Here is a 23,686-nt window from a genome sequence, read left to right on the forward strand (position 1 = left end):
AATAAACCGCCCCATGGATTGCCTCCGCGCCGATTGCTGAAAGCATACCATCTCTCGGAAAACAGAGGGAGTTTTCACACAGCCTCTCCGCAGAGTGTACATTACGGGCAATATGAATTGTACAGGCACAGCAAAGGTCGACTTTCCGCGGATTCTATAGAATTGAAACGTGCTGCTGGCGCAGAATAGGTGGTGCCAACGGACGCGCATACGCCTTTCGTATGGAGCTTTTTGCATTTGTTGCGGTGCGGGAAAAATCTTCGCCAAATTGCAGATGTTCTGGGCAGCGCCGGGATGGAATTCGTCAATTGGATCACATGGGCCACGTAATCGGAACGGTTCGCGGCTGAGGACGCGTTTGAGGTGGGTAAAGATCATCCCAACCTTGTTTCCGAGCTTCGCCTAGATGTCGTAATAGCAGGCCTTTGTGATGCATCGGGCGACCTGCCGGGCATCTTCGTGCTCCTTGCGCGATACTTTGCGTGCATCGACATTTGGGCAGATGTCTTGATCGTTCCCGGCGTTCCATTCGAATTCGGCACGGGTCCAAGTTCCGTCGTTGCACCCGGTCTTATCGAAGACTGGGATGTGTGGTGCAATCTGGCGACGAACCAACCAGCCAAAAGGTGACCCGATGCAGTAAGCCGCGTCGGCGATTAGCCGTTCTGGTTGCGGATCGAACTTTGCCTTCACGCAATTCAACGTCGTCGTTATTGATCCGACCTCAGCTTGCCCGACAGAACGGGTCGCTTCAAACCTTTGCTGCGCGGTCGTTTGCTCGCAAACGGTAAGAGGGGACAACTGCACCGGAATCCGTGTTGATCAGATAGTTTTCGGAATAGTTAGGGTCAGGGCATATTGATATCTGCCTAGTGGCGTGATCCGCAGTTCGAAGTCGAGCGGTGAACATGTCGGAGCTTTGCTGGCTGACGGATGCGCAGATGGCGCGTCTTGGGTCCCTCTTTCCAAGGTGCCATGGCAAACCCCGCGTCGATGATCGGCGCGTGTCGAGTGGTGTTATCTTCATCAATCGTAATGGGTTACGATGGCGCGATGCGCCTGCGGCCGCTGGTCCTCACAAGAGACTCTACAATCGCTGGAAGCAACGGCGCGATAAGGGCATCTTCGCCCGGATAATGGCCGGTCTGGTCGCCGAGCACAGCGAGACGAAGACCCTGATAATCGACGCGATATACATGAAGGCACACCAAACCGCGACCAGCACGGGCGTCGAAAAAGGGGCGTGGACGTCTGTTTTGCCGGAGGCAAGGCGGCATGAACACAAAACGGCATGCCGTCGGCGAGAGCCTAGGTCGCTCTCGTTATCTCTTCGTCACTGGGGGGCAAGTCAGCGGTTACATCGGTGCGCAGGCGACAGCAGGTGGCCTTCCAGATGTCGATTGGCTGCTTGGCGACCGTAGCGATGACGCGGATTCGTTAAGGGAAGCGTTGAAAGACAAAGGGATACATGCATGCATGTATCGAAAGCTGCGCAAGATTCCGGTAAGGTACGACAAGCGCCGATACTAAAGGCGCAACCGGATCGAGGTCATGTTCGGGATGCTTAAGTATCGGCAGCGTCGCAACACGTTACGACAGATGTTCTAAAGTATTCCTGTAAGACATCTCACTGGCAGCACTCGTCATCTAGTGGCTATCTGTCCTGGCCCTAGCTGCGGCGAATGTTTCAGAAGATGACGGCATCGCGCAATTGAAATTAACGTATTTCTTCGAGAGGCGTCACGAACTGATTTTCGACTTAGACCGTGAGATCGCGGTTCTTTCGGCGTACTTTGGGCTCAAACACGAAAGGTCTGAAACAGACGCTCGTTCCTGATTCAATCAGGATACGGCGACCCAAAACGTCAAGACCAGATGACAAGTAGCGCTGATCTCGCGTGAGTCTGGCATCATCCAAAGCGCAGGTCTGCGGGTCTGGGTGGCACAACTCGAAGCCGTCTGTCTGCAAGCCAAAATACATCGTATGACCAATGGCAAACGCTAATAGGTTGGGGGTGCCAGCCCCGCCTGGAACCAGGTGACAAGCGAGACCATCGAAAAAACTGGCAAGCCTGTGGCTTGCTGGATATCCGCTGCGTAGGGACACATATTCGTGCACTCAAGAATAATTGCGCCAAGCTCTGGGTGGTTCGACTGCAGCGTACGGGCGGCCTCGACATTGTCGGCGCGGGCGTCTTCCACATCAAGCGTCAACTCATTGTCAAGAATGGCCCGCGTAAACTCACGCCCGCCTTCGGTGGTGCCGATCGGGGTATCCGGTGGCACCTGTGCAGCCTGCAGGTGTTCCTGAGTCAGCGTCGAGGCCGATATGGTCAACACCCCAGCTCGCTTGCCCGCCGGAAGGGTGCGGTTCACCATGTCGACCTGCATCAGCGAGGATGTGACGACCGGAACCGGGACCGCCTTTGACAGTTCGTGCTGAAACAGGGACAGAAATCCGCAATTGGTTGTGATCCCGTCGACGCCGTCTTTGACCAATTCTTGCGCTGCTGCGATGAACGCATCCAACATGCCCTCGGCCTTATGACGCACGACCCGGTCAGGCGAGGCGTCGCGAACAATTCGATACAGCACCGGGAACGGCCATGTTTGCGCATTGCCCATGTCGCCAGGAATGCGAGGAAACCGCGCGTCCAGCATGAGAATGCCTACCGACGCGCCATAGATGGATTTTCCGCCCTGTGCGATCATGCCCTTGCCTCGTCGATAATGCGGTTCGAAATGACGTCGGACCCTTCCATATAGATGCTGGAAATCCCTTGACGCACCGCCTCTTGCACTTGGTCCATGCGCTTGGCGATATGAGCGCCCAAAACGCGGGCTGCGCCGTCTTCGTCGCGATCCAACAACGCTTGCATCACCTGTTTATGCTCGTCTTTAGAACGATGAAGGCGGTCCATACTCATCGAGATCCAACGGATATACCGGATGCGTTCGTTGATCCGGGTCAGCGTATGCAGAAGCTCTGCGTTGCCGGACAGTTTGGCGATGCCAAGATGAAATGCTTCGTCCCGCTTTACAGCGTCCTCGACGGTCAGGCCGGTGATGTCTATCCCGGTCGAATAGAGCTCCTCGCGCAGCGAATGGAGGTCATCTTCCGACGCCTTGACGCAGGCGGTGCGAACGGCGGCGACCTCGATAATCTGCCGCAGTTCGAACAGGTCAAACACGCTTTGCGCGTCAAGCGGACGGCAGAAGAAACCCTGACCGGGGCGGAAGTCAAACAGGCGTTCGGCAACCAGCCGGTTCAACGCCTCGCGCAGGGGTGTTCGGCTGACGCCCAGCTCTTTCGATAGAGCCACTTCGTTCAGACGGTCACCGGGGCGCAGACGGAATGAGACCGCCATCGCCTTGACCTGATCGTAGATGTCATCGACGCGCGGACCCGCCATATCGTTTGTCCTTTCGACTGCGATTCACAGGTGCCACAGGTGGTTCTTGAAATCAATATACAAAACTGTATACAGGATTGCATGCAATTCTGACTTGAAGGAATCACAAGCCATGGGTGGGACGAACTATTTGACTGGAGCCGAGGCAATGGTGCGCATGCTCGAGGCGCATGGCGTGAAACATATCTTCGGCTTGTGCGGCGACACCACGTTGCCATTCTATGACGCGATGGCGCGGATGGATCATGGCATTCAACATATTCTGACGCGGGACGAACGGCATGCGGCCTATATGGCGGATGGGTACGCTCGCGTGACCGGCAAGCCGGGCGTCTGCGAAGGGCCATCGGGCGGCGGGGCGACGTATATCCTGCCAGGCGTGGTTGAGGCCAACGAAAGCTCGGTTCCAATTTTGGCGATCACCTCGGACGTGGCGACGACCAGCCGGGGAAAGTATCCGTTGACCGAATTGGATCAACCCGGATTGTTCCGGCCGCTTGCAAAGTGGAATGCCTCACTGGATGACGCGGGGCGATTGCCGGCCATGGTGCGCGCCGCGTTCCGGGCGATGACAACCGGCACACCCGGTGCAACACATTTAGCGCTGCCGTTTGACACGCAGAAGGCACAGGTTGACGAGGCCGAGATTTGGGCAGATGCGCGGCATCGAAGCTATCCGGCCGAGCGCGCTGGACCCGATCTGGATGCGATAGAAGCGGCTGCCGAGATTTTGGCCAAGGCAAAGTCGGCCGTGGCCGTTTGCGGCGGTGGGCCGGTTCTGTCCGGTGCCGAACCTGCGCTGCGCCGCGTTGCGGGTCTGCTGGATATGCCGGTCGCCACCACCGTTTCGGGGCAGGGCTCGATCGCCGAAACCGACCCGCTGGCGCTGGGCGTTGTCGGTTCGAACGGGGGCGTCCCGGCGACCCGCACGGTGGTTGATCAGGCCGATGTGGTCCTGTTCATCGGCTGCCGCGCCGGATCGGTCACGACTGAGCGTTGGAGAAGTCCGGGCCGAGACGCCACCATCATCCATATCGACAGCGATCCGATGGTTATCGGAGCGAATTATCAAACTGAAGTGGCGATCTGCGCCGATGCCCGTCTGGCGCTGCAGGCGCTGGCCGTGGCGTTGGAGGCACGTCAGAACCTGCCGCGCCTCGGCGGCGCCGAAAAGGCGCGCGCGGCATGGGAGGCGAAGTTGGCCGCGTTTTCCCCGCTCGCTGCAAGCCGAGAGACCCCGATCCGGCCCGAAGCGGTCATGGCTGTGTTGATGGATATCCTTGACGATGACGCGATTGTCGTTGCCGACCCGGGCACGCCTTGCCCCTATTTCAGCGCACATTATCGCTGGCGCAAACCCGGGCGGCATTTCATCACCAATCGGGCGCACGGGGCGTTGGGATATTCGCTGGGCGCGGCGATGGGCGCGCATGTGGGCCGACCCTCGGTCAAAACTTTATCTGTCATGGGCGACGGGTCGTTCGGCTTTACCTGTGGCGAGTTCGAAACCATGGTGCGGCACAACATGCCGATCACCTCAATCGTGTTCTCGAATTCGGTCTTTGGTTGGATCAAGGCCGGACAGGACTCGGGGTTTGGTCAGCGATACTACAACGTCGATTTCAATCGTACCGACCACGCGGCGGTGGCGTCGGCCTTTGGTGTGAAATCATGGACGGTCAAAGACCCCGAGGATCTGCCAAAGGTTTTGAAACAGGCAATTGAACATGATGGCCCCACGCTGGTCGACATCCATTCGCAACAGCTTCACGAGGCTGCGGCGCCGGTCTCGGAATGGGTGGCATAAGCCGCGATTGACGGGATCAGTTGGGCCAGAAAGTCCTGCGCGATCGACGACAACGGCCGACCCTTGGCCGTGATGATCGCAAGGTCCAACATAACGGCAGGCTGGAAGGGGCGGGTTTGATACCCGCTTTCTTCGTCGAAAGTGACGGTAAACGGATCGATCATCGCGACGCCCATGCCCTGTTTGACGAAGCTCAGCAGGTTTTCGGACAGGTGCGTATGGATTTGCGTGCGCCATGTGCGTCCGGCGGACTGAAAGATATCGCGCGTCCGGCGGTGGGTCTGGTGTTCGGGGCCCATCACGATAAAGGGTTCGTTTTCAAGGATCTCGGGTGTCAGGATGTCGTGCTTTGCAAGCGGGCTGTCCTGAGGGAAGGTCGCGAGTGTTTCATACCGAAACACCTGATGGTTCAACGTGTCATGCAGGATCGGCATTTCGACAATGCCGATCTCGAACAGGCCTGAGATCACCCATTCCTGAATCTTGGATGAATATTGCGACTGAAAACTGACCGAAAGGTTCGGACGGCTTTTGGCGAAGCGCGCGATTTCTTGCGGCATGAAGCCGAACGAGAGCAAATGAGGCGCCGCAACTTGCAACTGACCGGGGTGTTTGTTCTGCAGGTCTGTCACCGCCTGCGCCACATGATCCAGCCCGCGCACCACTGTATCGACCTCGCGAAAGAGCAGCTCTGCCTCAGGCGTAGGTAGCAGGCGCCCCTTGTTTCGTTCGAACAGCGGCAACCGGGCTTCGCGTTCAAGCTGCGCCAGCAGGTTGCTGATACCCGGCTGCGAGATGCCCAGGACCGAGGCCGCGCCCGTCACGGTTCCGGTTTCCATGATCGCGTGAAAAGCTTGCAACTGGCGAAATCGCAGGGACATCTAACATATCATTTTTTCTGATGAACTCTCGAAGATATAGTATTTGAAATGATATGCTGGTCAAGGCAGGCTTCATTTCGTCAACAGGGGACGAAATGAGCGATCTGGACCAGAAAATCGTCGGGTTTGATCTATGGCACCTGAAACTGCCAGTCACGTCGCGGCGGGATCACGGCATTGGGTCGGTCGAGGGCTCGTGCGAGGTTGTTATCCTGCGGCTGACGGCGGAAGACGGAACCGAAGGGTTTGGAGAAGCGTCGCCATGGTCGGTGTTCACCGGCACGCCCGAAGCTACATACGCGGCCCTGGATCGATATTTACGGCCCCTTGTGATCGGGGCAAAGGTTGGCGATCGCTCGGCTGTCATGGAGCGCGCGGCCTTTGCAGTTGCGCATTGCACCGAGGCCAAGGCAGCACTGGAAAGCGCCCTGTTGGATCTGGCCGGTCGGATCGGCGGCGTGCCTGTTTGGTCGCTGCTCGGTGGACGTTGCAGGGACGTTATTCCGCTCAGTTGCTCGATTGCGAACCCGGATTTTGCGCAGGACTTAGACCTGTTGGCACGCTTGCGCGAGGATGGCGTTCGGATCGTCAAACTCAAGACAGGGTTCCGAGATCATGCGTTTGACATCATGCGGCTTGAACACCTCGCGCAGAACTATCCGGACTTCTCGGTGCGCGTGGACTACAACCAAGGGCTTGAAATCGATGAGGCCCCGGCGCGCGTGCTGGACGTGGCCCAGTTTGAACCGGATTTCATAGAACAGCCGGTGCGCGCACATCATTTCGGTATGATGGCGAGGTTGCGCCAGACGTCCAACGTTCCGCTATTGGCCGATGAAAGCATCTTTGGGCCCGAAGATATGGAACGCGCCGCGCGCGAGGGGATTTGCGACGGCGTGTCGGTGAAGATCATGAAATCGGGCGGTTTGACGCGAGGTCAGACTGTTGCCCGTATCGCTTCGGCGCATGGCCTGACCGCATATGGCGGCGACATGTTCGAGGCTGGTCTGGCGCATCTGGCCGGGACCCATATGATCGCCGCGACGCCTGAAATTACATTGGGTTGCGAATTCTACCAAGCGTCGTATTTCCTCAGCCAGGACATATTGGAGGAACCGTTTCAAGCGCGCGACGGCCAGGTCATTGTCCCCTCGGGCCCTGGACTGGGCGGCAGGCCCGATCTGGCGAAGCTGGATCACTATGCGGTGGCAAAGGCGGTTGCAGCATGAGCGAAGCCAAGACCATAGCCATCATTGGTGCCGGTATTGTTGGCGTATCCGCTGCGGTTTGGCTGCAGCGCGACGGCCATGATGTGATCCTGATCGACAAAGCCGGGCCGGGTGAGGGAACCTCGCACGGCAATGGAGGCGTTCTGGCCTCGTGCTCCATTGTGCCGGTGACCGTCCCGGGATTGCTTGCCAAGGCTCCGAAAATGTTGCTGAGCGCTTCTCAGCCGTTGTTCTTGAAATGGGGGTACTTGCCAAAACTGATCCCGTGGCTACGGCAATATCTGAGCCACGCAAATGCCGATGACGTTGCGCGTATCGCGGCGGCACTTGTACCCATCGTTGGTGACAGTCTGAATGATCACAATGCCTTGGCGGTTGGCACAGGCGCTGAAAAGTGGATCGTACCGTCGGATTATCTGTTTCTCTATAATGACAGGGAACATTTCGAAAGCGATGCTTTCGGATGGGGCATCCGGCGCAAGCATGGGTTCGACTGGGAAGAGTTGGAGGGCCGGGCTTTTCACGAATATGATCCGGTATTCAGTGAGGATATTGGGTTCGCTGCCAGGCTTTCGGATCATGGCCACATCGCGGATCCCGGTCGCTATGTGAAAGACCTGGCCGCATGTGTTGAGGCGAACGGGGGCCGGATCATCCGCGCCGCCGTTGACGACGTAGCGCGCGTAAACGGACGGGTCACCGGTGTGCATGCGGATGGCGAAACCATCCCCTGCGACACCGCCATCGTGACAGCAGGGGTCTGGTCCGGACCTCTGGCAAAGCGATTGGGGGTTTCGGTGCCTCTTGAAAGCGAACGCGGCTATCATCTGGAATTGGTCGATCCTTCGGCGATGCCTCGCAGCCCTGTTATGGTCGCTTCTGGCAAGTTTGTTGCCACACCCTTGGACGGGCGGATACGCTTGGCAGGAATTGTGGAGTTTGGCGGGCTCGAGGCGGCACCATCGCGCGCACCTTTTGAACTGATGCGCAAGAACGCCCGGGCGGCCTTTCCGGGTGTGACATGGAAGGAGGAAGTGGAATGGATGGGCCACAGGCCCGCACCGGCAGACTCGATCCCCATCATTGGCGCGGTTCCGGGTATCGATGGTGCGTATATGGGCTTTGGGCACCATCACATCGGCCTGACAGGCGGGCCAAAGACAGGACGCCTTTTGGCGCAGATGATCGCGGGCAGAAACCCGAACACGGACATGAGCGTCTACGCGCCGTCACGTTTCGCAACATAAAAGCAACCGGCGGGCAACGCTGGAAAATCGATATTCAATAGGGAGAAGACAATGAAAAGACTGACAAGCCTTCTGGCGGCAACCGCCTTGACCGCTGCCGCAGCCGCTCCGGCCATGGCCGAAAAGTGGGACATGCCGATGGCGTATTCCGCATCAAACTTCCATTCCGCCACGGGCGCGGAATTCGCCAAATGCGTAACCACAGGAACCGGTGGTGAAATCGAAATCGTCACGCACCCGTCCGGGTCACTGTTCAAAGGTGCTGACATCAAGCGCGCAATCCAGACCGGGCAGGCCCCGATCGGTGAGCGTCTGTTGTCCGGTCACCAGAACGAAAACGCGCTGTTTGGCTTTGATTCAATCCCGTTTCTTGCGACTTCCTTCGATGACAGCGCCAAGCTATGGGACGCGGCCAAGCCGTCCATCGAAAAGCTGTTGGCTGAACAGAACCTGACCCTGCTTTATGCCGTTCCATGGCCTCCTCAAGGACTATATTTCAAGAACGAGGTGAACTCGGTCGCGGATATGGAAGGCATCAAGTTCCGGTCCTACAACAATGCCACATCGCGGTTGGCGGAACTGACCGGAATGCTGCCGGTGACGATTGAAGCCGCTGAAATCAGTCAGGCTTTTGCCACCGGTGTTGCGGATTCGATGGTGTCTTCGGGATCCACTGGATACGATCGCAAGGTCTGGGAAAGCCTGAACTATTTCTACGAAGTCGATGCCTGGCTGCCGCGCAACTACGTGATGGTGAACTCGGATGTCTGGTCCGGCGTGTCGGACGCAAACAAGAACGTCATCAAGGGCTGTGCGGAATTGGCCGAATATGCGGGCAACTGGCGGGCCAAGGAATACACCGGTTTCACATTGCAGGGTCTGCGTGATGGCGGAATGACCGTTGGTCCCGCGTCCGAGCAAATGACCAATGAGTTGAAAGAGATCGGCGTCACCATGACCAACGAATGGCTCGAGGCCGCAGGGGACGAAGGCAAAGCCATCGTCGATGCGTTCAACTCTCAGTAACCATTCATATGCGAGCGGCGGGTTATCCTGCCGCTTGCTCTCAATCCAAAAAAACACAGCGGGGACAGCATGGCGGCAATGCGAGGGCTCAGGTCCGTACTGGATTTCATCTATCTGGCAGCAGGGGTTCTGGCGGCGCTTAGCCTGATTGCCATTCTGGTGTTGATTGTGGTGCAAATGCTGGCCCGCTGGACCGGCGAAGTTTTTCCCGGCGCGCCTGACTATGCCGGATATGCCATGGCGGCCGCCTCGTTTCTGGCCTTCGCCAACGCGCTGAACCGCGGCAGTCACATCCGTGTTTCGATCCTGCTGAACGCGGTTCCCGATGGAGTGCGGCGTATCCTTGAAATCTGGTGTTTTGCCATCGGCGCTGCCGTGATGTGGTATTTCTGTTGGTATGCCTATCGCTTTGTCTACTGGAGCTGGAAGTTCAACGATATCAGTCAGGGGCAGGACAAAACCGCGCTTTGGATACCGCAATCCACAATGCTGATCGGGGCCGTGATCTTGGCCATCGCGCTGACGGATCACCTGTTCCACGTCCTGTTCAAGGGGGATCACCGTATCACCCGCGATCTGGCCGACCAAAGCCACGGAGAGTGAGAGTATGGAAAACATTTCAGTCATCATCCTCTTTCTCTTTGTTCTCTTCACCTTGCTCGGCACCGGTGTATGGGTCGGATTGGCCCTGATGGGCGTCGCCTGGGTCGGGATGGAATTGTTCACGACGCGGCCCGTGGGCGACGTGATGATCACGACCATCTGGTCGGCATCCTCGTCCTGGACCCTGACCGCGTTGCCCATGTTCATCTGGATGGGTGAGATCTTGTATCGAACGCGATTATCCGAGGATATGTTCAAAGGGCTTTCGCCATGGATGGCGCCTTTGCCCGGCGGATTGGTGCATACCAACATCGTAGGCTGCACTGTATTCGCGGCGGTCTCCGGGTCGTCCGCCGCGACGCTGACCACAGTTGGCAAGATGTCGATCCCGGAACTGCGCAAGCGCAACTATCCTGAACGCATGGTCATCGGTACGCTGACGGGCGCGGCGACGCTTGGACTCATGATCCCGCCATCACTGACGCTGATCGTTTACGGCGTCACAATCAATGAATCGATCACCAAGCTGTTCTTTGCGGGGATCCTGCCGGGTCTGGTGCTGGCTGCGATGTTCATGGGTTATGTCGCCATCTATTCGAAGGTTGGCAAAGACTGGAACCCGAATGACGAAGGCAAGCTAAGTTTTTCCGAAAAGGTCAAGAACTCGCGCTTTTTGCTGCCTGTGATCCTGCTGATCATGGTGGTGATCGGGTCGATGTATCTGGGCTATGCCACAGCCACCGAGGCGGCAGCATTCGGCGTGATTGGGGGCTTGTTGCTGGCGGCAGGGCAGGGGTCGCTCAACTGGAAGACCTTCACTGAAAGCCTGATGGGCGCGACCCGCACCAGTGCCATGATCGCCTTGATCCTCGCGGGGGCTGCGTTTCTGTCGCTGTCGATGGGCTTTACCGGCCTGCCACGCGGGCTGGCCGACCTGATCGCCGGGTGGGAGCTAACGCGGTTTGAGTTGCTGATGGTGCTGTTGGTCTTTTACGTCATTCTGGGCTGTTTCCTCGACGGTATCTCTTCGGTCGTGCTGACAATGGCGGTGGTCGAGCCGATGATCCGCGACGCGGGGATCGACCTGATCTGGTTTGGCATTTTCATCGTGGTCGTCGTTGAAATGGCGCAAATCACACCGCCCATCGGGTTCAATCTGTTCGTGATGCAGGGCATGACCAACCACGAGATGAGCTATATTGCACGCGCCGCAATCCCGATGTTCCTGATCATGGTGCTGATGGTTTTCGTCCTGATCTGGTTCCCGGAACTGGCGACGTGGCTGCCCGATAACCTGCGGCAAAGCCCGGGCGGGTAGGGTCGCTCGGTGAACCCGCTGCTCTCGGCGGCGCGCAATGGCCCTTACGTTTTGGTCTCTGGACTGGTTGCGGGATTGTTGTTGCCCGGGTTGGCCGAGCCTATGCGACCGCTGCTGCCACCGCTTGTTGTGCTTTTGCTGTTCGCGACAATTCTGCGGATCGAGCCAGCGGCCATTCTGGGATCGCTGGCTGATCTGCGTCAGGTCATTTTTGTGGTTATCGCGTTCCAGCTTCTGACGCCACTGGTCGTCGTTGCTATTGGTTTTGCAGGTGGATGGACGGGTACGGCGGTTGTTCTTTCGCTATTGATTATGACCGCAGCGCCGTCCATCTCGGGCAGTCCGAACCTTTGCATGATGATGGGGTATCCTGCCGAACATGCAATGCGACTGGTCGTGGTTGGGACAGCTGTTTTGCCCCTTACATCGCTGCCGATCTTCTGGCTGATGCCCGAGCTTGGGGATCTGTGGACCGTGTTAAAGGCCGCGTTCAGCTTGTTTCTGACCATCACAGTCGTCACCATTGTCGCCGTGTGTCTGCGCCGGACGGTTTTACGCAATCCGTCGCAATCAACGCTTCTGAGCCTTGAAGGGCTGGCCACGTTAACACTTGCTGTTTTCGTCATAGGCGTAATGCCATCGGTCAGCGCAACGGCGCTGGGCGATCCCTGGTCTGCCGCGTTCTGGATCGCCTTCGCTTGCCTGGTGAATATTGGCGCCCAGATTGCAACCTTCCAGTTGACGCGCAAACGTTTGCCGCCGGCAAAGGCCGTCGCAATCTCTCTGATCGCGGGTAACCGCAACATCGCGCTGTTTTTTGTGGCTCTTCCGCCGGAAATCACAGCACCGATCATGGTGTTTATCGGGGCATACCAAATACCTATGTACCTGACCCCTTTGGTCATGCGCCGGATGTATTCACGGGGTGATGTCGCAAATTCAAGCGAACGCTAGTACCCCTCCCCACTTAGGTCACAGCCAGAGCGCGACGGTAGCTGCCGGTGCAAGAGGCACGATGGGTGGCAGGAAGATCGGATTATTTGCGTTGAGAGCCTGAAAAACCGCACACAGCCTTCAGGACCCCATCTGACTGCTCAGGTATTCGCCCGTGCGACGATAGTGGTCATTCAAGTGCCGGGTTGCACTCTCTTCATCACGGTCCAGTGCCGCGTCAAGAATCTGCTGATGCTCGGCCGCGATATCGCGTTTCTGATAACTTGGACCGCCCGCTGCCAGATATCGGTATCGAATGTTCAGGTCATACAGCTGCGAACAATATCTCATCAGCAGTGGCAGTTTTGAATTGTCCAGCAACGCCATGTGAAATGCCTTGTGGGCGTGCTCGAAATCGTCTGATCCCTGTAGACTGGCTTTCTTCATATGGTGATGCCGCAATACAAGCGCGTCTTCCCAAGCCGCATCTGCGTTGATGATCGAGGCGCGCAAAGCGGTTTCCTCCAAGTTGCATCGCAACAGCAGTATCTCTTCGAAATTGCACTTGCTGACAGGTGCGGCTCGGAACCCGCGCTGGTCAATCCGTTCCACCAACATGTCCGAGGTCAAAAGGCTCAGCGCCTCGCGAACCGGGCTGGCACCTGTATCCAGCAGCCCGCGCAGTTGTTCGATCTTGAGCTTTTGCCCGGGAGGCAGCTCTCCGGTCAGGATCATCTCGCGCAGCCGACGATAAGCGCCATGAGTTGCCGATGTTTCCTTGCCTTCGGTGTCAAGCATGGCGTCCATATCCTGCCGCTCCTTTTTCGGCTGAGCGAATTTGATCTGAGTTCAACTTAGAGCGTTTGTTCCGGATGACAGGCCGACAGACAAAGTGAACGAGCCCTCATTTATCATCCAGCGGCGCAGGATAAAGCTGCGTGCGCCGCTTTTGTGCATCGGGTCGTCCTCGGCCAGTTTCCGGGCAGCCTCAAGGCTGTCTGCGCGGTAGATGATCAGGCCCATCCCCTGCATGTGGGCACCGCTTTCGTCTGACATGGGTCCGGCAAACGCCAGATGACCAGATCGTTCAAGCTGTGCCTGATAGGCCAAATGATCAGGCAGCGATGCCTTCACATCTTCGGGCGCTTTGGCCGGAGTGCTGTGCGCAACATAAAGTTCCAACGCTAACGCACCCCGGCTTTTGGCTTGTGATTTGTAATCCGCCCAAGCGACCATGACTGCCTCCCAAAAATATCGATATTATTTGACACTTCGCAAAATAGTCGGCAAAAAGCAAGGAAACTGGCATGGGTGGTGGTGATGAAATACCTTGTGGGAGAGACTTCGGAAGGCGCTGCCGTCTTTGTCGTGTCCGGAGAAGACGCAGTAAACCTGACCACTTTGAACCCTGCCATAGGTCACGACCTGATGGGTTTGATAGCCAACCCTGCTCTGATCGACTCGCTGGCCGATAAAATCGCCGATGCAGTCAAGGTGCCCGTATCTTCGATCACGCCCGCATTGCCGGTCGCAGCACCCGGTACGATCATCTGCATGGGATTGAACTATACGGACCATATCAAGGAGGGGGGGTACGAGATCCCCGAATACCCAACGTTGTTCATGCGGGGGAAAAACTCGATCATGGCGGCGGGGCAGCCAATGGTGCGGCCCGCCTGTTCAGAAAAGCTGGATTACGAAGCTGAGCTTATGCTGATCGTTGGCAAACGTGGTCGGCATATATCGGAGGCGGACGCATTAGATTACGTCTTTGGCTACACCGTATTCAACGATGGATCGGTACGGGACTATCAACGCAAAACCGTACAATGGACGCCCGGCAAAAACTTTGATGACACAGGTGCGATAGGCCCGTTCACAGTGACGCCTGATGAATTGCCCGAAGGGGCCTCGGGCCTGAAGATTGAAAGCCGCGTTGGTGATGAAATCCTGCAAAGTTCGAACACGTCCAATATGATCTGGGGTGTCCGGCAGGTGATCGCGACGATCTCGGAATACACCACTCTCGAACCCGGAGATCTGATCGCGCTGGGGACACCGCCGGGTGTCGGGCATGCCAAGAAACCGAACCCCCGGTGGCTGAAGCCGGGTGAAACCGTCGAGGTCGAGATCGAAGGCATCGGCATCTGCGCAAGTCCGGTCATCGACGAGAAAGACGCCAAGTCAAAGGTGGCCGCGGAATGACTGCACCAACCGCAACAGAGCTGGAGGCGCTACGCGCGAAGGCGCAGCAGGATCATCGCGATCTTCGCGCCCGTATTCCACGCCTGTCGGATGATGCCATCGCATTGATATTGCGCGAGTCCCGATCTCATTATGCGTGGACAGACAAACCCGTTTCCGACGCATTGCTTCACGAGATCTACGACATCACCATCAATGGCGCGACCAGCATGAACACGCTGCCTGCGCGGTTCGTTTTTGTAAAAACTGCCGAAGGCAAGGCGCGGCTGGCCAAATCGCTGAAACCCAAAAACGTCGCCAAAATGATGGGCGCGCCAGTCACCGCGATCATTGCCTACGATATGGAGTTCTGGAAAGAGCTTCCGTTCCTCTTTCCGCACGATGATCGTCGGCCTCTGTTCGAAAACAACCCCGACTATGTAGCGGACACGGCCTACCGCAACGGGACGCTGCAAGGCGCTTATTTCATGATCGCGGCGCGGGCTGTCGGGTTGGACGTGGGGGCGATGTCGGGTTTCTCGAACGCCATTGTTGATGAAGAATTCTTTGCGGGAACGACTCTCAGGTCAAATTTTCTCTGCAATCTGGGGTATGCGGACGAAACCGGTTTGTTCCACAAACTCCCGCGATTTCCGTTCGAAAGAGTGTGCTCTTATGCATGAGGAGGTGACGCTGTGGCGATCAAAGTGAAACCTGTCGTGACATACCGTACGACCGCTCGGTGTCCGACACATGCGCGCACCGAGATACCTGTTCGTGACCTGAACGTCATTATTGATGAACCCGTCGAGCGCGGCGGAACCAATCAAGGACCATCCCCGACGGAAACGGCAATGACAGCCCTGATAGCCTGCACAAATGTCATTGGACACAAGAATGCCAAACGGCTGGGAATTGACCTGGGAACCGTGACGATCGACGCCATGTGCAGGTTGGATCGTCGCGGTGTTCTGATGGAAGAAGAGATCGACGTACCCTTTCCCGAAGTCACACTCACGGTACGTTGCGATACGCGCGCCAGCCAGGAGGAGCTGGCGCGCGTAGGCGAAGAAACAGCCAAGTATTGCGCCATTGCAAAACTGTTCAAAGCGGCAGGCACGGACCTGACCGTCAACTGGGTCAAAACCAACGAATAAGAACGACAGGACCCGACTTTCTGGGAGGAGAGAGATGAAGAACTGGACCAAACGCAGCCTCATAGGCGCTGCCCTTGCCAGCGTTATGGCGATGCCTCTTGCAGCCGAAGAAACCATTTCCGCCGTTGTGATCGACGGTTATCCTGATCGCGCCTTGTGGGTGAAGGAGTTCACCAATTTCTTCATTCCCGAAGTCGACAAGCGACTGGCCGAATCCGGAAACTATAAGATGAACTGGCAGGAGAACTACGGCGGTTCAATCGTCAAGCCAAAGGGCGTTTTAGAGGGGATTCAGCTTGGCCTTGGCGACATAGGAATTGTCACAACCATCTTCCATTCCTCGAAATTGCCCAGTCAGGGCATTTCGGGATCAACACCCTTTGTTGCGTCAGATGCCCGTGCGGTGGCCAAGGCAGTAGATGAAATTGCCCGCGAATACCCGGCGATGCAAAACGAGTTCGCCGCGCAAAACCAGGTCTATCTGGCGACAGGCGTGGTGCTCGACACCTATCAGATATTCTGCACGGAACCCGTTTCTTCGGTCGCCGATCTTGAGGGCCGCAAGATTGCCGGAGCCGGGCTGAACCTGCGGTATCTCGAAGGTATCAAGGATGCTGCGGGCGTGCGTGGTGGCCTGACCGATTTCTACAACATGCTGCAAACCGGTCTGGTGGATTGCGGAATGCTGTGGCCCGAGGCCGCCAAGACTTTCAAGATCGCGGAAGTTGCGCCTTATATGCTGCGCGCTGATCTGGGGGCCGTGAATTCAAAAACCATCACCGTGAACGCGGACTATTGGGCCGGCTTGCCGGACGAGGTCAAGGATGTGCTGAAGGCCGTTGCCATAGACTATCGCGACCATGTGGCCGGTATCGCGATGGACCGCGCCGCTGCGTCGCGGGACGCTTATACCGAGGCGGGTGGTACGATTGTTGAAGTATCGGACGAGGACCGAGCGGCATGGGCCAACGCGATGCCCAACGTTGCGCAGGAATGGGCGGCAACGTTGAATGACAACGGTGAACAAGGCACCGAGATGCTGGCCGCCTATCTTGGCAAACTTCAGGATGCCGGGTTTACAGGGGTGCGTGACTGGACGGCCGAATAACCGTCTGGCGATCCACGAAAGGGGCCTAACGTGCTAAAGACCGCAGTTGCTGGCCTTTCGCGGGTCGCCAATGCTCTTGCAATCACCGCCAACGCTTTGGGTACGCTCGTTGTACTGGCGTTGGTGGTTATCCTGAACGTGGATGTCGTTGCGCGCGGTCTGTTTTCTGCTCCGTTGCGGGGCACCTACGAGATGGTGCAGTTCTCGGTGGTGATGATCGTATTTCTGCAGCTGGCGGATGTGGTTCGGGTGGACCGGTTGACGCGTTCAGACGGGTTTCTGAACCTTCTCCATAATCGTCGCCCCGGCCTGACGTCCAATCTCAGGCGCATCATCAACGCAATCTCGGCAATCTTCATGGGCCTTATCGCCTACGTCACCTTTCCCGAGTTCCTGCATATGTGGGAAACGCAGGACTATTTCGGCGTGCCCGGTCTTTTCACATTGCCATGGTGGCCAGTCAAACTGGTCATCGCGAGCGGTACTGCGCTTGCCTGCGTGATCTTCCTGCTCAAGGTCGTCACGGCGCAGGACCGCCCGCATCTTGTTCGCACCCCAGAACATGACGAGGCCGCAGAATGACGCCGATTGAGATTGGCCTGATCTCGGTTATTGCCATCGTCTTTCTGATCTACGCTGGCGTCTACATCCCCATTGCCCTCGGTGTGGTTTCGTTCGTGTCGATCTGGCTGATGCGAGACAATTTCACGCTGGCGCTCAACCTGCTGAAAGTGGCGGTCGGCGACAGCGCGATGGAATATAGTTTCGCAACGATCCCGCTGTTTACCTTTATGGGGCTCATCGTCTCAAAGGCCGGGTTAGGCAGAGACATCTACGAAGTTATGACCATGCGGTTTCGCAAGGTCAAAGGCGGTATCGGCATGGCGACTGTCGGGGCCAACGCCGTTTTTGCGGCGGTAACCGGGTCGTCAATTGCGTCGGCATCCGTGTTCACCAAAGTCTCGGTACCGCAGATGATGGCGCAGGCCTATAACCCGCGCTTTGCTGTTGGCGTGGTGGCCGGGTCTTCGGTCCTGGGTATGATCATTCCGCCCTCTGCTATGTTGATCATCTATTCCTTTGTCGCCGAACAGTCCGTTGGGGACATGTTTCTTGCGGGGGTTATTCCAGGGATCATGCTGGCGATCGCCTATGTCGGCGCGATTTGGGTCATGGGACGTTTCACACCATCATTTGTTGGGGGCCGGGTCGTCGAAGACACCGAATGGATGTCCAAGCGCGAGATCGCATCCAAAACCCTGCCGACATTGTTCATCATCACCATCGTACTTGGCGGTATCTACACAGGTTGGTTGACCGCAGTTGAGGCAGGGGCCGCAGGAGCCTTCGTCGCCCTGATCATCGCGGTCGCCCGCAAGTCGATGTCTCCGCGCGCGTTCTGGGACGCGTTGCTGGAAACCGGTCACATAACAGCGGCGATCCTGTTCCTGATCACGGCGGCTTCGATCTACAGCCGTATGCTGGGTCTTGCTGGTCTGCCCAACCAATTGCAGGATTTGCTTGCAGGGAATTCGGCGTCGTTTTGGTCGATCATGCTACTGTACGTGCTGCTGATGCTGTTTCTTGGGACATTGCTCGATACGGCATCGATCATTCTGATCGTCGTCCCGCTGTTTCTGCCGATGGCCGAGGCGCTTAATATGTCGCTGATCTGGTTCGGGATCATCACCGTTGTCGGCGCTGAAATCGGGCTTTTGACCCCGCCATTGGGTATATCCTGTTTCGTTATCAAATCCACGATCAACGACGACCGCATATCGCTCAAGGACGTGTTCATGGGCGCGCTGCCGTTCGCATTAGTCATGCTGATCGTTTTGTTTATTCTGATCGAATTCCCGATCCTCAGCCTTGCCCTGATATAAGGAGGTCAAGATGCGCACAGTTACCAAGGACAACGTCACCGACGTATTCATGGGATATCTGTCCAAAGACACCGAGCCGCGTATGCGTGAAATCATGGGGTCTCTGGTCAAACATCTTCATGATTTCGCACGAGAGACCAATCTGACACATGACGAATGGCGCGCCGGGATTGCATTTCTCGAAGGATGCGCCGCTGTGGAGGCCGAGGACAGGCACGAGTTTGTCCTGGCCTCAGATGTGCTGGGGCTGTCGTCGTTGGTGGATATGCTGCATTCAAGCCCCGACGCGACAAGTTCGTCGGTATTAGGTCCGTTTCATGTGTCTGGCGCACCTCCGCTGCCCATTGGCGGGGATATGAAGCGACATTACGGTGGACCGGTTCTGCTCGCCGAAGGCGTTATCCGGGATACCGAGGGCAAACCGATCGCAGGAGCCGAACTCGACATCTGGCAGACGGCACCAAATGGACTTTATGCCAGTCAGGATGAAGATCAGGACACCTATTCATTCCACGGTCTGATGACGGTTGGAGAGGATGGAAAATATGCGTTCACCACAGTAAAGCCAGTTGAATACACAGTGCCGTCCGACGGACCAGTTGGCGATATTCTGCGCGCGTGCGGTCGCCATCCATGGAGGCCCTCTCACCTGCACTTTATCGTCAAAGCCCCGGGGTATCGCTCACTTGTGACCGAGATTTTTCCAGACGACGATCCCTATCTGGATCAGGATACAGTGTTTGGCGTTCGGGACGATCTGGTGATGACATATGTTGAGCGATCCGCTTCAGAATTTCCCGATGGAATGGAACTTTCTGGTAAGATCACTGCATCTTACCTGCACGTGAATTTCGACGTCACGCTTGCTCGGGACTGAACGCCACGGAGGACACTAGAAGTGCTAAAACACACTTTCATTGTATGTGCAGCGCTATTCAGTGGAGTGGCCATCGCCGACGAGCGCCCGATTTTCGATGCTCACATTCACTACAGCCATGACGCCGTCCAGCTGGTCCCACCCGAACAAGTGGCCAGTATCCTGCGGGATGCAGGCGTGCGAAAAGCACTGGTTTCCAGTTCGGATGACAATGGGACGCAATTGCTGTTGGCCGCAGCGCCGGACATCGTTGTTCCGGCCCTTCGCCCTTACCGTCGCCGTGGAGAGATCAACACCTGGATGCACGATGAAACTGTTATCGACTATCTGGAAGCAAATCTGGCAAAGAACAAATACGAAGCCATCGGCGAGTTTCACGCTTATGGGGATGATATCAAAACGCCAGTCATCCAGCGCATGATCGCTCTGGCGAAAGAGCGGAACCTAATTCTTCACCACCACGGCGATCGAGAGGCGGTTGACCTGATCTTCGAGACCTGGCCAGAAGCAAGAGTTTTGTGGGCCCATTCTGGCTTTGACGACCCGGACAGTGTGGTCGATGCGCTGGATACCCATCCCAGGCTTTGGGCCGATTTGGCGTTTCGTTCAGATATGGTTTCGCGAGGGCGACTCGACCCGGATTGGAAAGCAGCGTTCCAAGCGCACCCGGATCGGTTCATGGTCGGTACGGATACCTTCGCACCGGAGCGTTGGTACTACGTAGGCCCTCATGCCGAGTTTTCGCGCGAATGGCTGGAATTGCTTCCTGATCAGATCGCCGACAACATTGCCTATGCCAACGCTGAGCGATTGCTGGCAACAGAATGATCCGTTGGGTTGTCTCGTTTCTGGCATCCTCTGGCGCGGCTGTCGCTTGTGAACCAACCGGGCAACCCATGAAATCGGACACTCAAAACGCACCCAAAGTGCAAATTGCCGTCGAAGAAATCCCGTTGGCCCAACCGTTTTCCATTCTAATTTCCGTCTGCGACGAAACTGCAGTGGATGAAATACGTGTCGATGCGATCATGCCCGCTCACCAACACGGGATGAATTACACTCCCGTGGTCACTGCAATGGGTGGCGGGGTGTTCCGCGTCGATGATATCCTGTTTCACATGCCGGGTTTATGGGAACTGCAAGTGGACGTCGATTTCGACGGGCGAGTTGTAACCTACACCTCCGACATTGCGTTGAAATGAAGGTGTGGGCGACAGCCGTGTTCTTGGTCCTGACGGGAGCAGTGCGCGCGGAAGTCCTGTTGTCCGACGACGAAATCCAACAAACACTGTCTTTCGGCCCGTGGCCGCCATCAATCCAGCCGGATCCAAGCAACAGGGTTTCAAAAGATCCAAATGCGATCGCGCTGGCGGCGGCCTTGTTCAACGATCCTGTGTTGTCAGTCGACGGTGCATTTTCCTGCGCAAGTTGTCATGATCCAGAGCAGGCATTTACCACGTCGGACGCGCGAGCGCTCGGGCGGGTTTTGTTGGATCGCAATACTCCATCTCTGCGAAACCTCACTGGCCTTCGCTGGTACGGATGGGGCGGCAAAAGCGACAGTCTTTGGGCCGCAAGCCTGCATCCGATCATCGAAAAGCATGAGATGGCGCACAGTCGGTCCAGTCTAAAAACGGCAATTTCTCAGAGCTCATATGCGAATGCATATGAAGCCATTTTTGGCAATATTCGAAATCAAAACCCAGAATTGGTTCTGGTGAATACCGCGAAAACTCTGTCGGCCTATCTGGAAACATTAGTTACCAAGCGGACGCCATTTGATGAATTTCGAGATGCGCTGAAGCGCGGTGATCTGGCAATGGCGGCCAGTTATCCGGCAACTGCGCAGCGCGGTCTCCAGATTTTCCTGGGGCGCGGAAAATGTGTCTTCTGCCACAACGGTCCGAAATTTTCCAACAACGAGTTCCACGACGCCGGCGTGCCATATTTTCTGAACGACACCAAGGTCGATCAAGGACGGTTCGGCGGATTGAACGTCTTGCTTTCGAGCTCATACACTCTTGACGGAGACTGGAACGACGATCCGGACAAACGTGGTGCTTGGGCGGTGCGTAACGTGCGTAGAAGTCATTCGGACTTCGGAACCTTTCGTACGCCCAGTCTGCGAGGCGTCGCCGAAACCGCCCCATACATGCATGACGGCAGTCTGATCGACCTGGAGGCGGTGATCAGGCACTACAGTGAGATAGACACGGAAAGGCTTCACGCCGACGGAGAAGCCATACTTTCCGAATTGAACCTTTCCAATCAGGAGATCGCGGACCTGGTTGCGTTTCTGGAGACTCTGTCCAGCGATCGGTAACCATTGAGGTTGCATCAGAAATTGTCACGGTGTCTGTGATGTCAGCACCGTAGCGCAAAGTTCGCGACGGTCTGCATTTGCGCTCGCCGCTTTTATCATCCACTGGCTTTGAGTCCCAAGCCTGTGCCCTTTTTGACGGCCTGGGGAAATCTGCAGCAAGGTCGCCGAAGATTTCCCTGGCAGTGTTTTGTGGTGTGTCCAGTATCTGCCCGGCCCTTGCGCTCATGCGGCGGCGATCTGCCCCGCCTTTTCGACCAATACTTCCGCCTGACGGATCGAGGCATAGTCAATCAGGCGACCATCCAAAGATACGGCGCCCTTGCCGGACGCTTCGGCCTCGGACATTGCCACAAGAATGCGCTGCGCTTTGTCAACCTCGGCGTCCGACGGCGACATGACCTCGTTCGCCAGAGCAATCTGGCTGGGGTGAATGGCCCATTTGCCTTCGCAGCCCAGAACCGCCGCGCGTTTTGCTGCGGCGCGATATCCCTCGGGGTCCTGGAAATCCCCAAACGGCCCGTCGATCGGACGCAGACCATTGGCACGGGCGGCAACCACCATACGGGCCAGCGCATAGTGCCACATGTCACCCCAGTGGGTCAGGCGTCCTCCGTCGGCATCCGCGTCAGTCAGAACAGAATAGTCCGGGTTCACGCCACCAATGATCGTGGTTCGCGCGCGGGTCGAGGCGGCATAGTCGGCAACACCAAAATGCAGACTCTCGTTACGTTTCGAGGCCGCAGCGATCTCGCTGACATTCTGCATGCCAAGCGCGGTTTCGATGATGTGCTCGAACCCGATCCGTTTCTTGTAACCTTTCGCGTCTTCGATCTGGGTCACCAGCATGTCGACCGCATAAACGTCGGCGGCGGTTCCAACCTTGGGGATCATGATCAGATCAAGGCGTTCACCGGCCTGTTCGACGACGTCCACTACATCTCGATACATATAGTGCGTATCAAGCCCGTTGATGCGCACAGACATGGTCTTGCTGCCCCAGTCGATATCGTTCAGCGCCTCGATGATGTTCTTGCGGGCCTGCTCTTTTTCGTCAGGTGCAACGGCATCTTCGAGATCTAGAAAGATGACGTCCACGTTCGACTGGGCGGCCTTTTCGAACATGCCGGGCTGGCTGCCTGGTACGGCCAGTTCGCTGCGGTTCAGGCGGGCAGGGGCCTGGTCAATGGAATGAAAGCTCATGGGATCGGGTCCTTCGTCCTACAGGTTCGGGTAGATTGGGAACTTGGCGCAGAGGTCTGCGACTTCGGCCTTGACCTTGGCCTCGACGGTGGAGTTGCCGTCCTCGCCATTGGCGGCCAGACCGTCGGTGACTTCGATGATCCAGTCGGCGATCTGGCGGAATTCGGCCTCGCCAAAGCCGCGGGTGGTGCCGGCGGGGGACCCTAGACGGATGCCGCTGGTGATGGTCGGTTTCTCCGGGTCAAACGGCACGCCGTTCTTGTTGCAGGTGATATGTGCCCGGCCCAGAGCCTTCTCGGTGGCGTTGCCCTTGACGCCCTTGGGGCGCAGATCGACCAGCACAACGTGAGTGTCGGTGCCGTGGGTCACCGTGTCCAGACCACCCTTGATCAGTTGATCCGACAGCGCCTGCGCGTTGGCCACGACTTGCTGGATATAGCTTTTGAACTCAGGGCGCAGCGCCTCGCCAAAGGCCACCGCCTTGCCTGCGATCACAT

At 57.0% G+C, this 23,686-nt stretch carries 24 protein-coding genes and 2 pseudogenes; 18 read left to right on the top strand and 8 right to left on the bottom strand.

Annotated elements, in window-relative coordinates:
- Window positions 1-225: 225 nt before the first annotated feature.
- Window positions 226-841: pseudogene (locus ACR0LX_RS22130) on the bottom strand (IS5/IS1182 family transposase); the annotation flags it as partial.
- Window positions 842-908: 67 nt separating this feature from the next.
- Between ACR0LX_RS22130 and ACR0LX_RS22135 the strand changes: the two are divergent.
- Window positions 909-1,621: pseudogene (locus ACR0LX_RS22135) on the top strand (IS5 family transposase).
- A gap of 380 nt (window positions 1,622-2,001) precedes the next feature.
- On the opposite strand, the gene ACR0LX_RS22140 reads toward ACR0LX_RS22135, so the two are convergent.
- Window positions 2,002-2,712 carry an aspartate/glutamate racemase family protein gene (locus tag ACR0LX_RS22140; RefSeq protein ID WP_480785507.1) on the bottom strand — a complete coding sequence of 237 codons (711 nt, stop codon included), beginning with the start codon at window positions 2,710-2,712 and terminating at the stop codon, window positions 2,002-2,004.
- Window positions 2,709-3,413, bottom strand: coding sequence for a GntR family transcriptional regulator (locus tag ACR0LX_RS22145; RefSeq protein ID WP_480785508.1), 705 nt, complete (start codon window positions 3,411-3,413; stop codon window positions 2,709-2,711). The genes ACR0LX_RS22140 and ACR0LX_RS22145 overlap by 4 nt, the downstream gene beginning before the upstream one ends.
- Before the next feature lie 112 nt (window positions 3,414-3,525).
- Here ACR0LX_RS22145 and ACR0LX_RS22150 point away from each other — a divergent pair, with 112 nt between their 5' ends.
- Window positions 3,526-5,220, top strand: coding sequence for a thiamine pyrophosphate-binding protein (locus ACR0LX_RS22150; RefSeq protein WP_480785509.1), 1,695 nt, complete (start codon window positions 3,526-3,528; stop codon window positions 5,218-5,220).
- On the opposite strand, the gene ACR0LX_RS22155 is transcribed toward ACR0LX_RS22150, so the two are convergent.
- Complete coding sequence (locus ACR0LX_RS22155; RefSeq protein ID WP_480785510.1) at window positions 5,181-6,101, bottom strand: LysR family transcriptional regulator; 921 nt, start codon at window positions 6,099-6,101, stop codon at window positions 5,181-5,183. The two genes, ACR0LX_RS22150 and ACR0LX_RS22155, sit on opposite strands and share 40 nt — an antisense overlap.
- A gap of 95 nt (window positions 6,102-6,196) precedes the next feature.
- On the opposite strand from ACR0LX_RS22155, the gene ACR0LX_RS22160 reads away from it, so the two are divergent.
- The 6 genes from ACR0LX_RS22160 to ACR0LX_RS22185 all read left to right on the top strand — a co-directional run bounded on the left by ACR0LX_RS22160 (window position 6,197) and on the right by ACR0LX_RS22185 (window position 12,478).
- Window positions 6,197-7,330 (top strand): enolase C-terminal domain-like protein, encoded by a 1,134-nt coding sequence (locus tag ACR0LX_RS22160; RefSeq protein ID WP_480785511.1) that lies wholly within the window; start codon window positions 6,197-6,199, stop codon window positions 7,328-7,330.
- A complete protein-coding gene (locus tag ACR0LX_RS22165; RefSeq protein WP_480785512.1) occupies window positions 7,327-8,577 on the top strand; it encodes an NAD(P)/FAD-dependent oxidoreductase in 1,251 nt (416 codons plus the stop codon). The genes ACR0LX_RS22160 and ACR0LX_RS22165 overlap by 4 nt, the downstream gene beginning before the upstream one ends.
- Window positions 8,578-8,628: 51 nt before the next feature.
- A complete protein-coding gene (locus ACR0LX_RS22170) occupies window positions 8,629-9,603 on the top strand; it encodes a TRAP transporter substrate-binding protein (protein ID WP_480576435.1) in 975 nt (324 codons plus the stop codon).
- A gap of 69 nt (window positions 9,604-9,672) precedes the next feature.
- Complete coding sequence (locus ACR0LX_RS22175; RefSeq protein ID WP_480785513.1) at window positions 9,673-10,206, top strand: TRAP transporter small permease; 534 nt, start codon at window positions 9,673-9,675, stop codon at window positions 10,204-10,206.
- 4 nt (window positions 10,207-10,210) lie between these two features.
- Window positions 10,211-11,524: a TRAP transporter large permease gene (locus ACR0LX_RS22180; RefSeq protein ID WP_480785514.1), complete on the top strand. Its 1,314-nt coding sequence runs from the start codon at window positions 10,211-10,213 to the stop codon at window positions 11,522-11,524.
- Window positions 11,525-11,533: 9 nt separating this feature from the next.
- A complete protein-coding gene (locus ACR0LX_RS22185; protein WP_480785515.1) occupies window positions 11,534-12,478 on the top strand; it encodes a hypothetical protein in 945 nt (314 codons plus the stop codon).
- A gap of 120 nt (window positions 12,479-12,598) precedes the next feature.
- Here the strand turns inward: ACR0LX_RS22185 and ACR0LX_RS22190 are convergent, their stop codons facing one another.
- Both ACR0LX_RS22190 and ACR0LX_RS22195 read right to left on the bottom strand, forming a co-directional pair.
- Window positions 12,599-13,264: a GntR family transcriptional regulator gene (locus ACR0LX_RS22190; RefSeq protein WP_480785516.1), complete on the bottom strand. Its 666-nt coding sequence runs from the start codon at window positions 13,262-13,264 to the stop codon at window positions 12,599-12,601.
- A gap of 42 nt (window positions 13,265-13,306) precedes the next feature.
- A complete protein-coding gene (locus tag ACR0LX_RS22195) occupies window positions 13,307-13,693 on the bottom strand; it encodes a YciI family protein (protein WP_480576420.1) in 387 nt (128 codons plus the stop codon).
- A gap of 84 nt (window positions 13,694-13,777) precedes the next feature.
- Between ACR0LX_RS22195 and ACR0LX_RS22200 the strand changes: the two genes are divergently transcribed.
- The 10 genes from ACR0LX_RS22200 to ACR0LX_RS22245 are packed head-to-tail and all read left to right on the top strand — an operon-like array spanning window position 13,778 to window position 21,989.
- Complete coding sequence (locus tag ACR0LX_RS22200) at window positions 13,778-14,662, top strand: fumarylacetoacetate hydrolase family protein (protein ID WP_480785517.1); 885 nt, start codon at window positions 13,778-13,780, stop codon at window positions 14,660-14,662.
- Complete coding sequence (locus tag ACR0LX_RS22205; RefSeq protein ID WP_480785518.1) at window positions 14,659-15,324, top strand: malonic semialdehyde reductase; 666 nt, start codon at window positions 14,659-14,661, stop codon at window positions 15,322-15,324. Before ACR0LX_RS22200 ends, ACR0LX_RS22205 begins: the two co-directional genes overlap by 4 nt.
- Window positions 15,325-15,336: 12 nt before the next feature.
- Window positions 15,337-15,798, top strand: a complete 462-nt coding sequence (locus ACR0LX_RS22210) for an OsmC family protein (RefSeq protein WP_480785519.1) — start codon at window positions 15,337-15,339, stop codon at window positions 15,796-15,798.
- A gap of 34 nt (window positions 15,799-15,832) precedes the next feature.
- On the top strand, window positions 15,833-16,906 hold the full coding sequence (locus tag ACR0LX_RS22215) for a C4-dicarboxylate TRAP transporter substrate-binding protein (RefSeq protein ID WP_480576409.1): 1,074 nt from the start codon (window positions 15,833-15,835) through the stop codon (window positions 16,904-16,906).
- A gap of 30 nt (window positions 16,907-16,936) precedes the next feature.
- Window positions 16,937-17,488, top strand: a complete 552-nt coding sequence (locus tag ACR0LX_RS22220) for a TRAP transporter small permease subunit (RefSeq protein ID WP_480576406.1) — start codon at window positions 16,937-16,939, stop codon at window positions 17,486-17,488.
- On the top strand, window positions 17,485-18,789 hold the full coding sequence (locus tag ACR0LX_RS22225) for a TRAP transporter large permease (protein ID WP_480785520.1): 1,305 nt from the start codon (window positions 17,485-17,487) through the stop codon (window positions 18,787-18,789). Before ACR0LX_RS22220 ends, ACR0LX_RS22225 begins: the two co-directional genes overlap by 4 nt.
- Window positions 18,790-18,799: 10 nt before the next feature.
- Window positions 18,800-19,666 carry a dioxygenase family protein gene (locus ACR0LX_RS22230; RefSeq protein ID WP_480785521.1) on the top strand — a complete coding sequence of 289 codons (867 nt, stop codon included), beginning with the start codon at window positions 18,800-18,802 and terminating at the stop codon, window positions 19,664-19,666.
- A gap of 21 nt (window positions 19,667-19,687) precedes the next feature.
- Window positions 19,688-20,494, top strand: coding sequence for an amidohydrolase family protein (locus tag ACR0LX_RS22235; RefSeq protein WP_480785522.1), 807 nt, complete (start codon window positions 19,688-19,690; stop codon window positions 20,492-20,494).
- Window positions 20,491-20,868, top strand: a complete 378-nt coding sequence (locus ACR0LX_RS22240) for a hypothetical protein (RefSeq protein ID WP_480785523.1) — start codon at window positions 20,491-20,493, stop codon at window positions 20,866-20,868. Before ACR0LX_RS22235 ends, ACR0LX_RS22240 begins: the two co-directional genes overlap by 4 nt.
- The gene (locus ACR0LX_RS22245) at window positions 20,796-21,989 is read left to right on the top strand and encodes a cytochrome-c peroxidase (protein WP_480785524.1); all 1,194 of its coding nucleotides are present in this window, start codon (window positions 20,796-20,798) and stop codon (window positions 21,987-21,989) included. Before ACR0LX_RS22240 ends, ACR0LX_RS22245 begins: the two co-directional genes overlap by 73 nt.
- A gap of 222 nt (window positions 21,990-22,211) precedes the next feature.
- Here ACR0LX_RS22245 and ACR0LX_RS22250 read toward each other — a convergent pair whose 3' ends face one another.
- Window positions 22,212-23,189, bottom strand: a complete 978-nt coding sequence (locus ACR0LX_RS22250; RefSeq protein WP_480576388.1) for an HpcH/HpaI aldolase/citrate lyase family protein — start codon at window positions 23,187-23,189, stop codon at window positions 22,212-22,214.
- 18 nt (window positions 23,190-23,207) lie between these two features.
- Window positions 23,208-23,686, bottom strand: a 479-nt coding sequence (locus ACR0LX_RS22255; RefSeq protein WP_480785525.1) for a PLP-dependent aminotransferase family protein, incomplete at its 5' end; no start/stop codon positions are given.

The sequence above is a fragment of the Ruegeria sp. CH11 genome (assembly GCF_056537105.1).

Excerpts from the sequence above, each read along its gene's own strand:
- ACR0LX_RS22215 (WP_480576409.1), top strand. The coding sequence starts at position 15,833 with ATGAAGAACTGGACCAAACGCAGCCTCATAGGCGCTGCCCTTGCCAGC.
- ACR0LX_RS22165 (WP_480785512.1), top strand. The coding sequence starts at position 7,327 with ATGAGCGAAGCCAAGACCATAGCCATCATTGGTGCCGGTATTGTTGGC.
- ACR0LX_RS22145 (WP_480785508.1), bottom strand. The coding sequence starts at position 3,413 with ATGGCGGGTCCGCGCGTCGATGACATCTACGATCAGGTCAAGGCGATG.
- ACR0LX_RS22140 (WP_480785507.1), bottom strand. The coding sequence starts at position 2,712 with ATGATCGCACAGGGCGGAAAATCCATCTATGGCGCGTCGGTAGGCATT.
- ACR0LX_RS22250 (WP_480576388.1), bottom strand. The coding sequence starts at position 23,189 with ATGAGCTTTCATTCCATTGACCAGGCCCCTGCCCGCCTGAACCGCAGC.
- ACR0LX_RS22160 (WP_480785511.1), top strand. The coding sequence starts at position 6,197 with ATGAGCGATCTGGACCAGAAAATCGTCGGGTTTGATCTATGGCACCTG.
- ACR0LX_RS22180 (WP_480785514.1), top strand. The coding sequence starts at position 10,211 with ATGGAAAACATTTCAGTCATCATCCTCTTTCTCTTTGTTCTCTTCACC.
- ACR0LX_RS22240 (WP_480785523.1), top strand. The coding sequence starts at position 20,491 with ATGATCCGTTGGGTTGTCTCGTTTCTGGCATCCTCTGGCGCGGCTGTC.
- ACR0LX_RS22230 (WP_480785521.1), top strand. The coding sequence starts at position 18,800 with ATGCGCACAGTTACCAAGGACAACGTCACCGACGTATTCATGGGATAT.
- ACR0LX_RS22205 (WP_480785518.1), top strand. The coding sequence starts at position 14,659 with ATGACTGCACCAACCGCAACAGAGCTGGAGGCGCTACGCGCGAAGGCG.
- ACR0LX_RS22195 (WP_480576420.1), bottom strand. The coding sequence starts at position 13,693 with ATGGTCGCTTGGGCGGATTACAAATCACAAGCCAAAAGCCGGGGTGCG.
- ACR0LX_RS22150 (WP_480785509.1), top strand. The coding sequence starts at position 3,526 with ATGGGTGGGACGAACTATTTGACTGGAGCCGAGGCAATGGTGCGCATG.
- ACR0LX_RS22190 (WP_480785516.1), bottom strand. The coding sequence starts at position 13,264 with ATGGACGCCATGCTTGACACCGAAGGCAAGGAAACATCGGCAACTCAT.
- ACR0LX_RS22225 (WP_480785520.1), top strand. The coding sequence starts at position 17,485 with ATGACGCCGATTGAGATTGGCCTGATCTCGGTTATTGCCATCGTCTTT.
- ACR0LX_RS22175 (WP_480785513.1), top strand. The coding sequence starts at position 9,673 with ATGGCGGCAATGCGAGGGCTCAGGTCCGTACTGGATTTCATCTATCTG.
- ACR0LX_RS22155 (WP_480785510.1), bottom strand. The coding sequence starts at position 6,101 with ATGTCCCTGCGATTTCGCCAGTTGCAAGCTTTTCACGCGATCATGGAA.
- ACR0LX_RS22245 (WP_480785524.1), top strand. The coding sequence starts at position 20,796 with ATGGGAACTGCAAGTGGACGTCGATTTCGACGGGCGAGTTGTAACCTA.
- ACR0LX_RS22170 (WP_480576435.1), top strand. The coding sequence starts at position 8,629 with ATGAAAAGACTGACAAGCCTTCTGGCGGCAACCGCCTTGACCGCTGCC.
- ACR0LX_RS22200 (WP_480785517.1), top strand. The coding sequence starts at position 13,778 with ATGAAATACCTTGTGGGAGAGACTTCGGAAGGCGCTGCCGTCTTTGTC.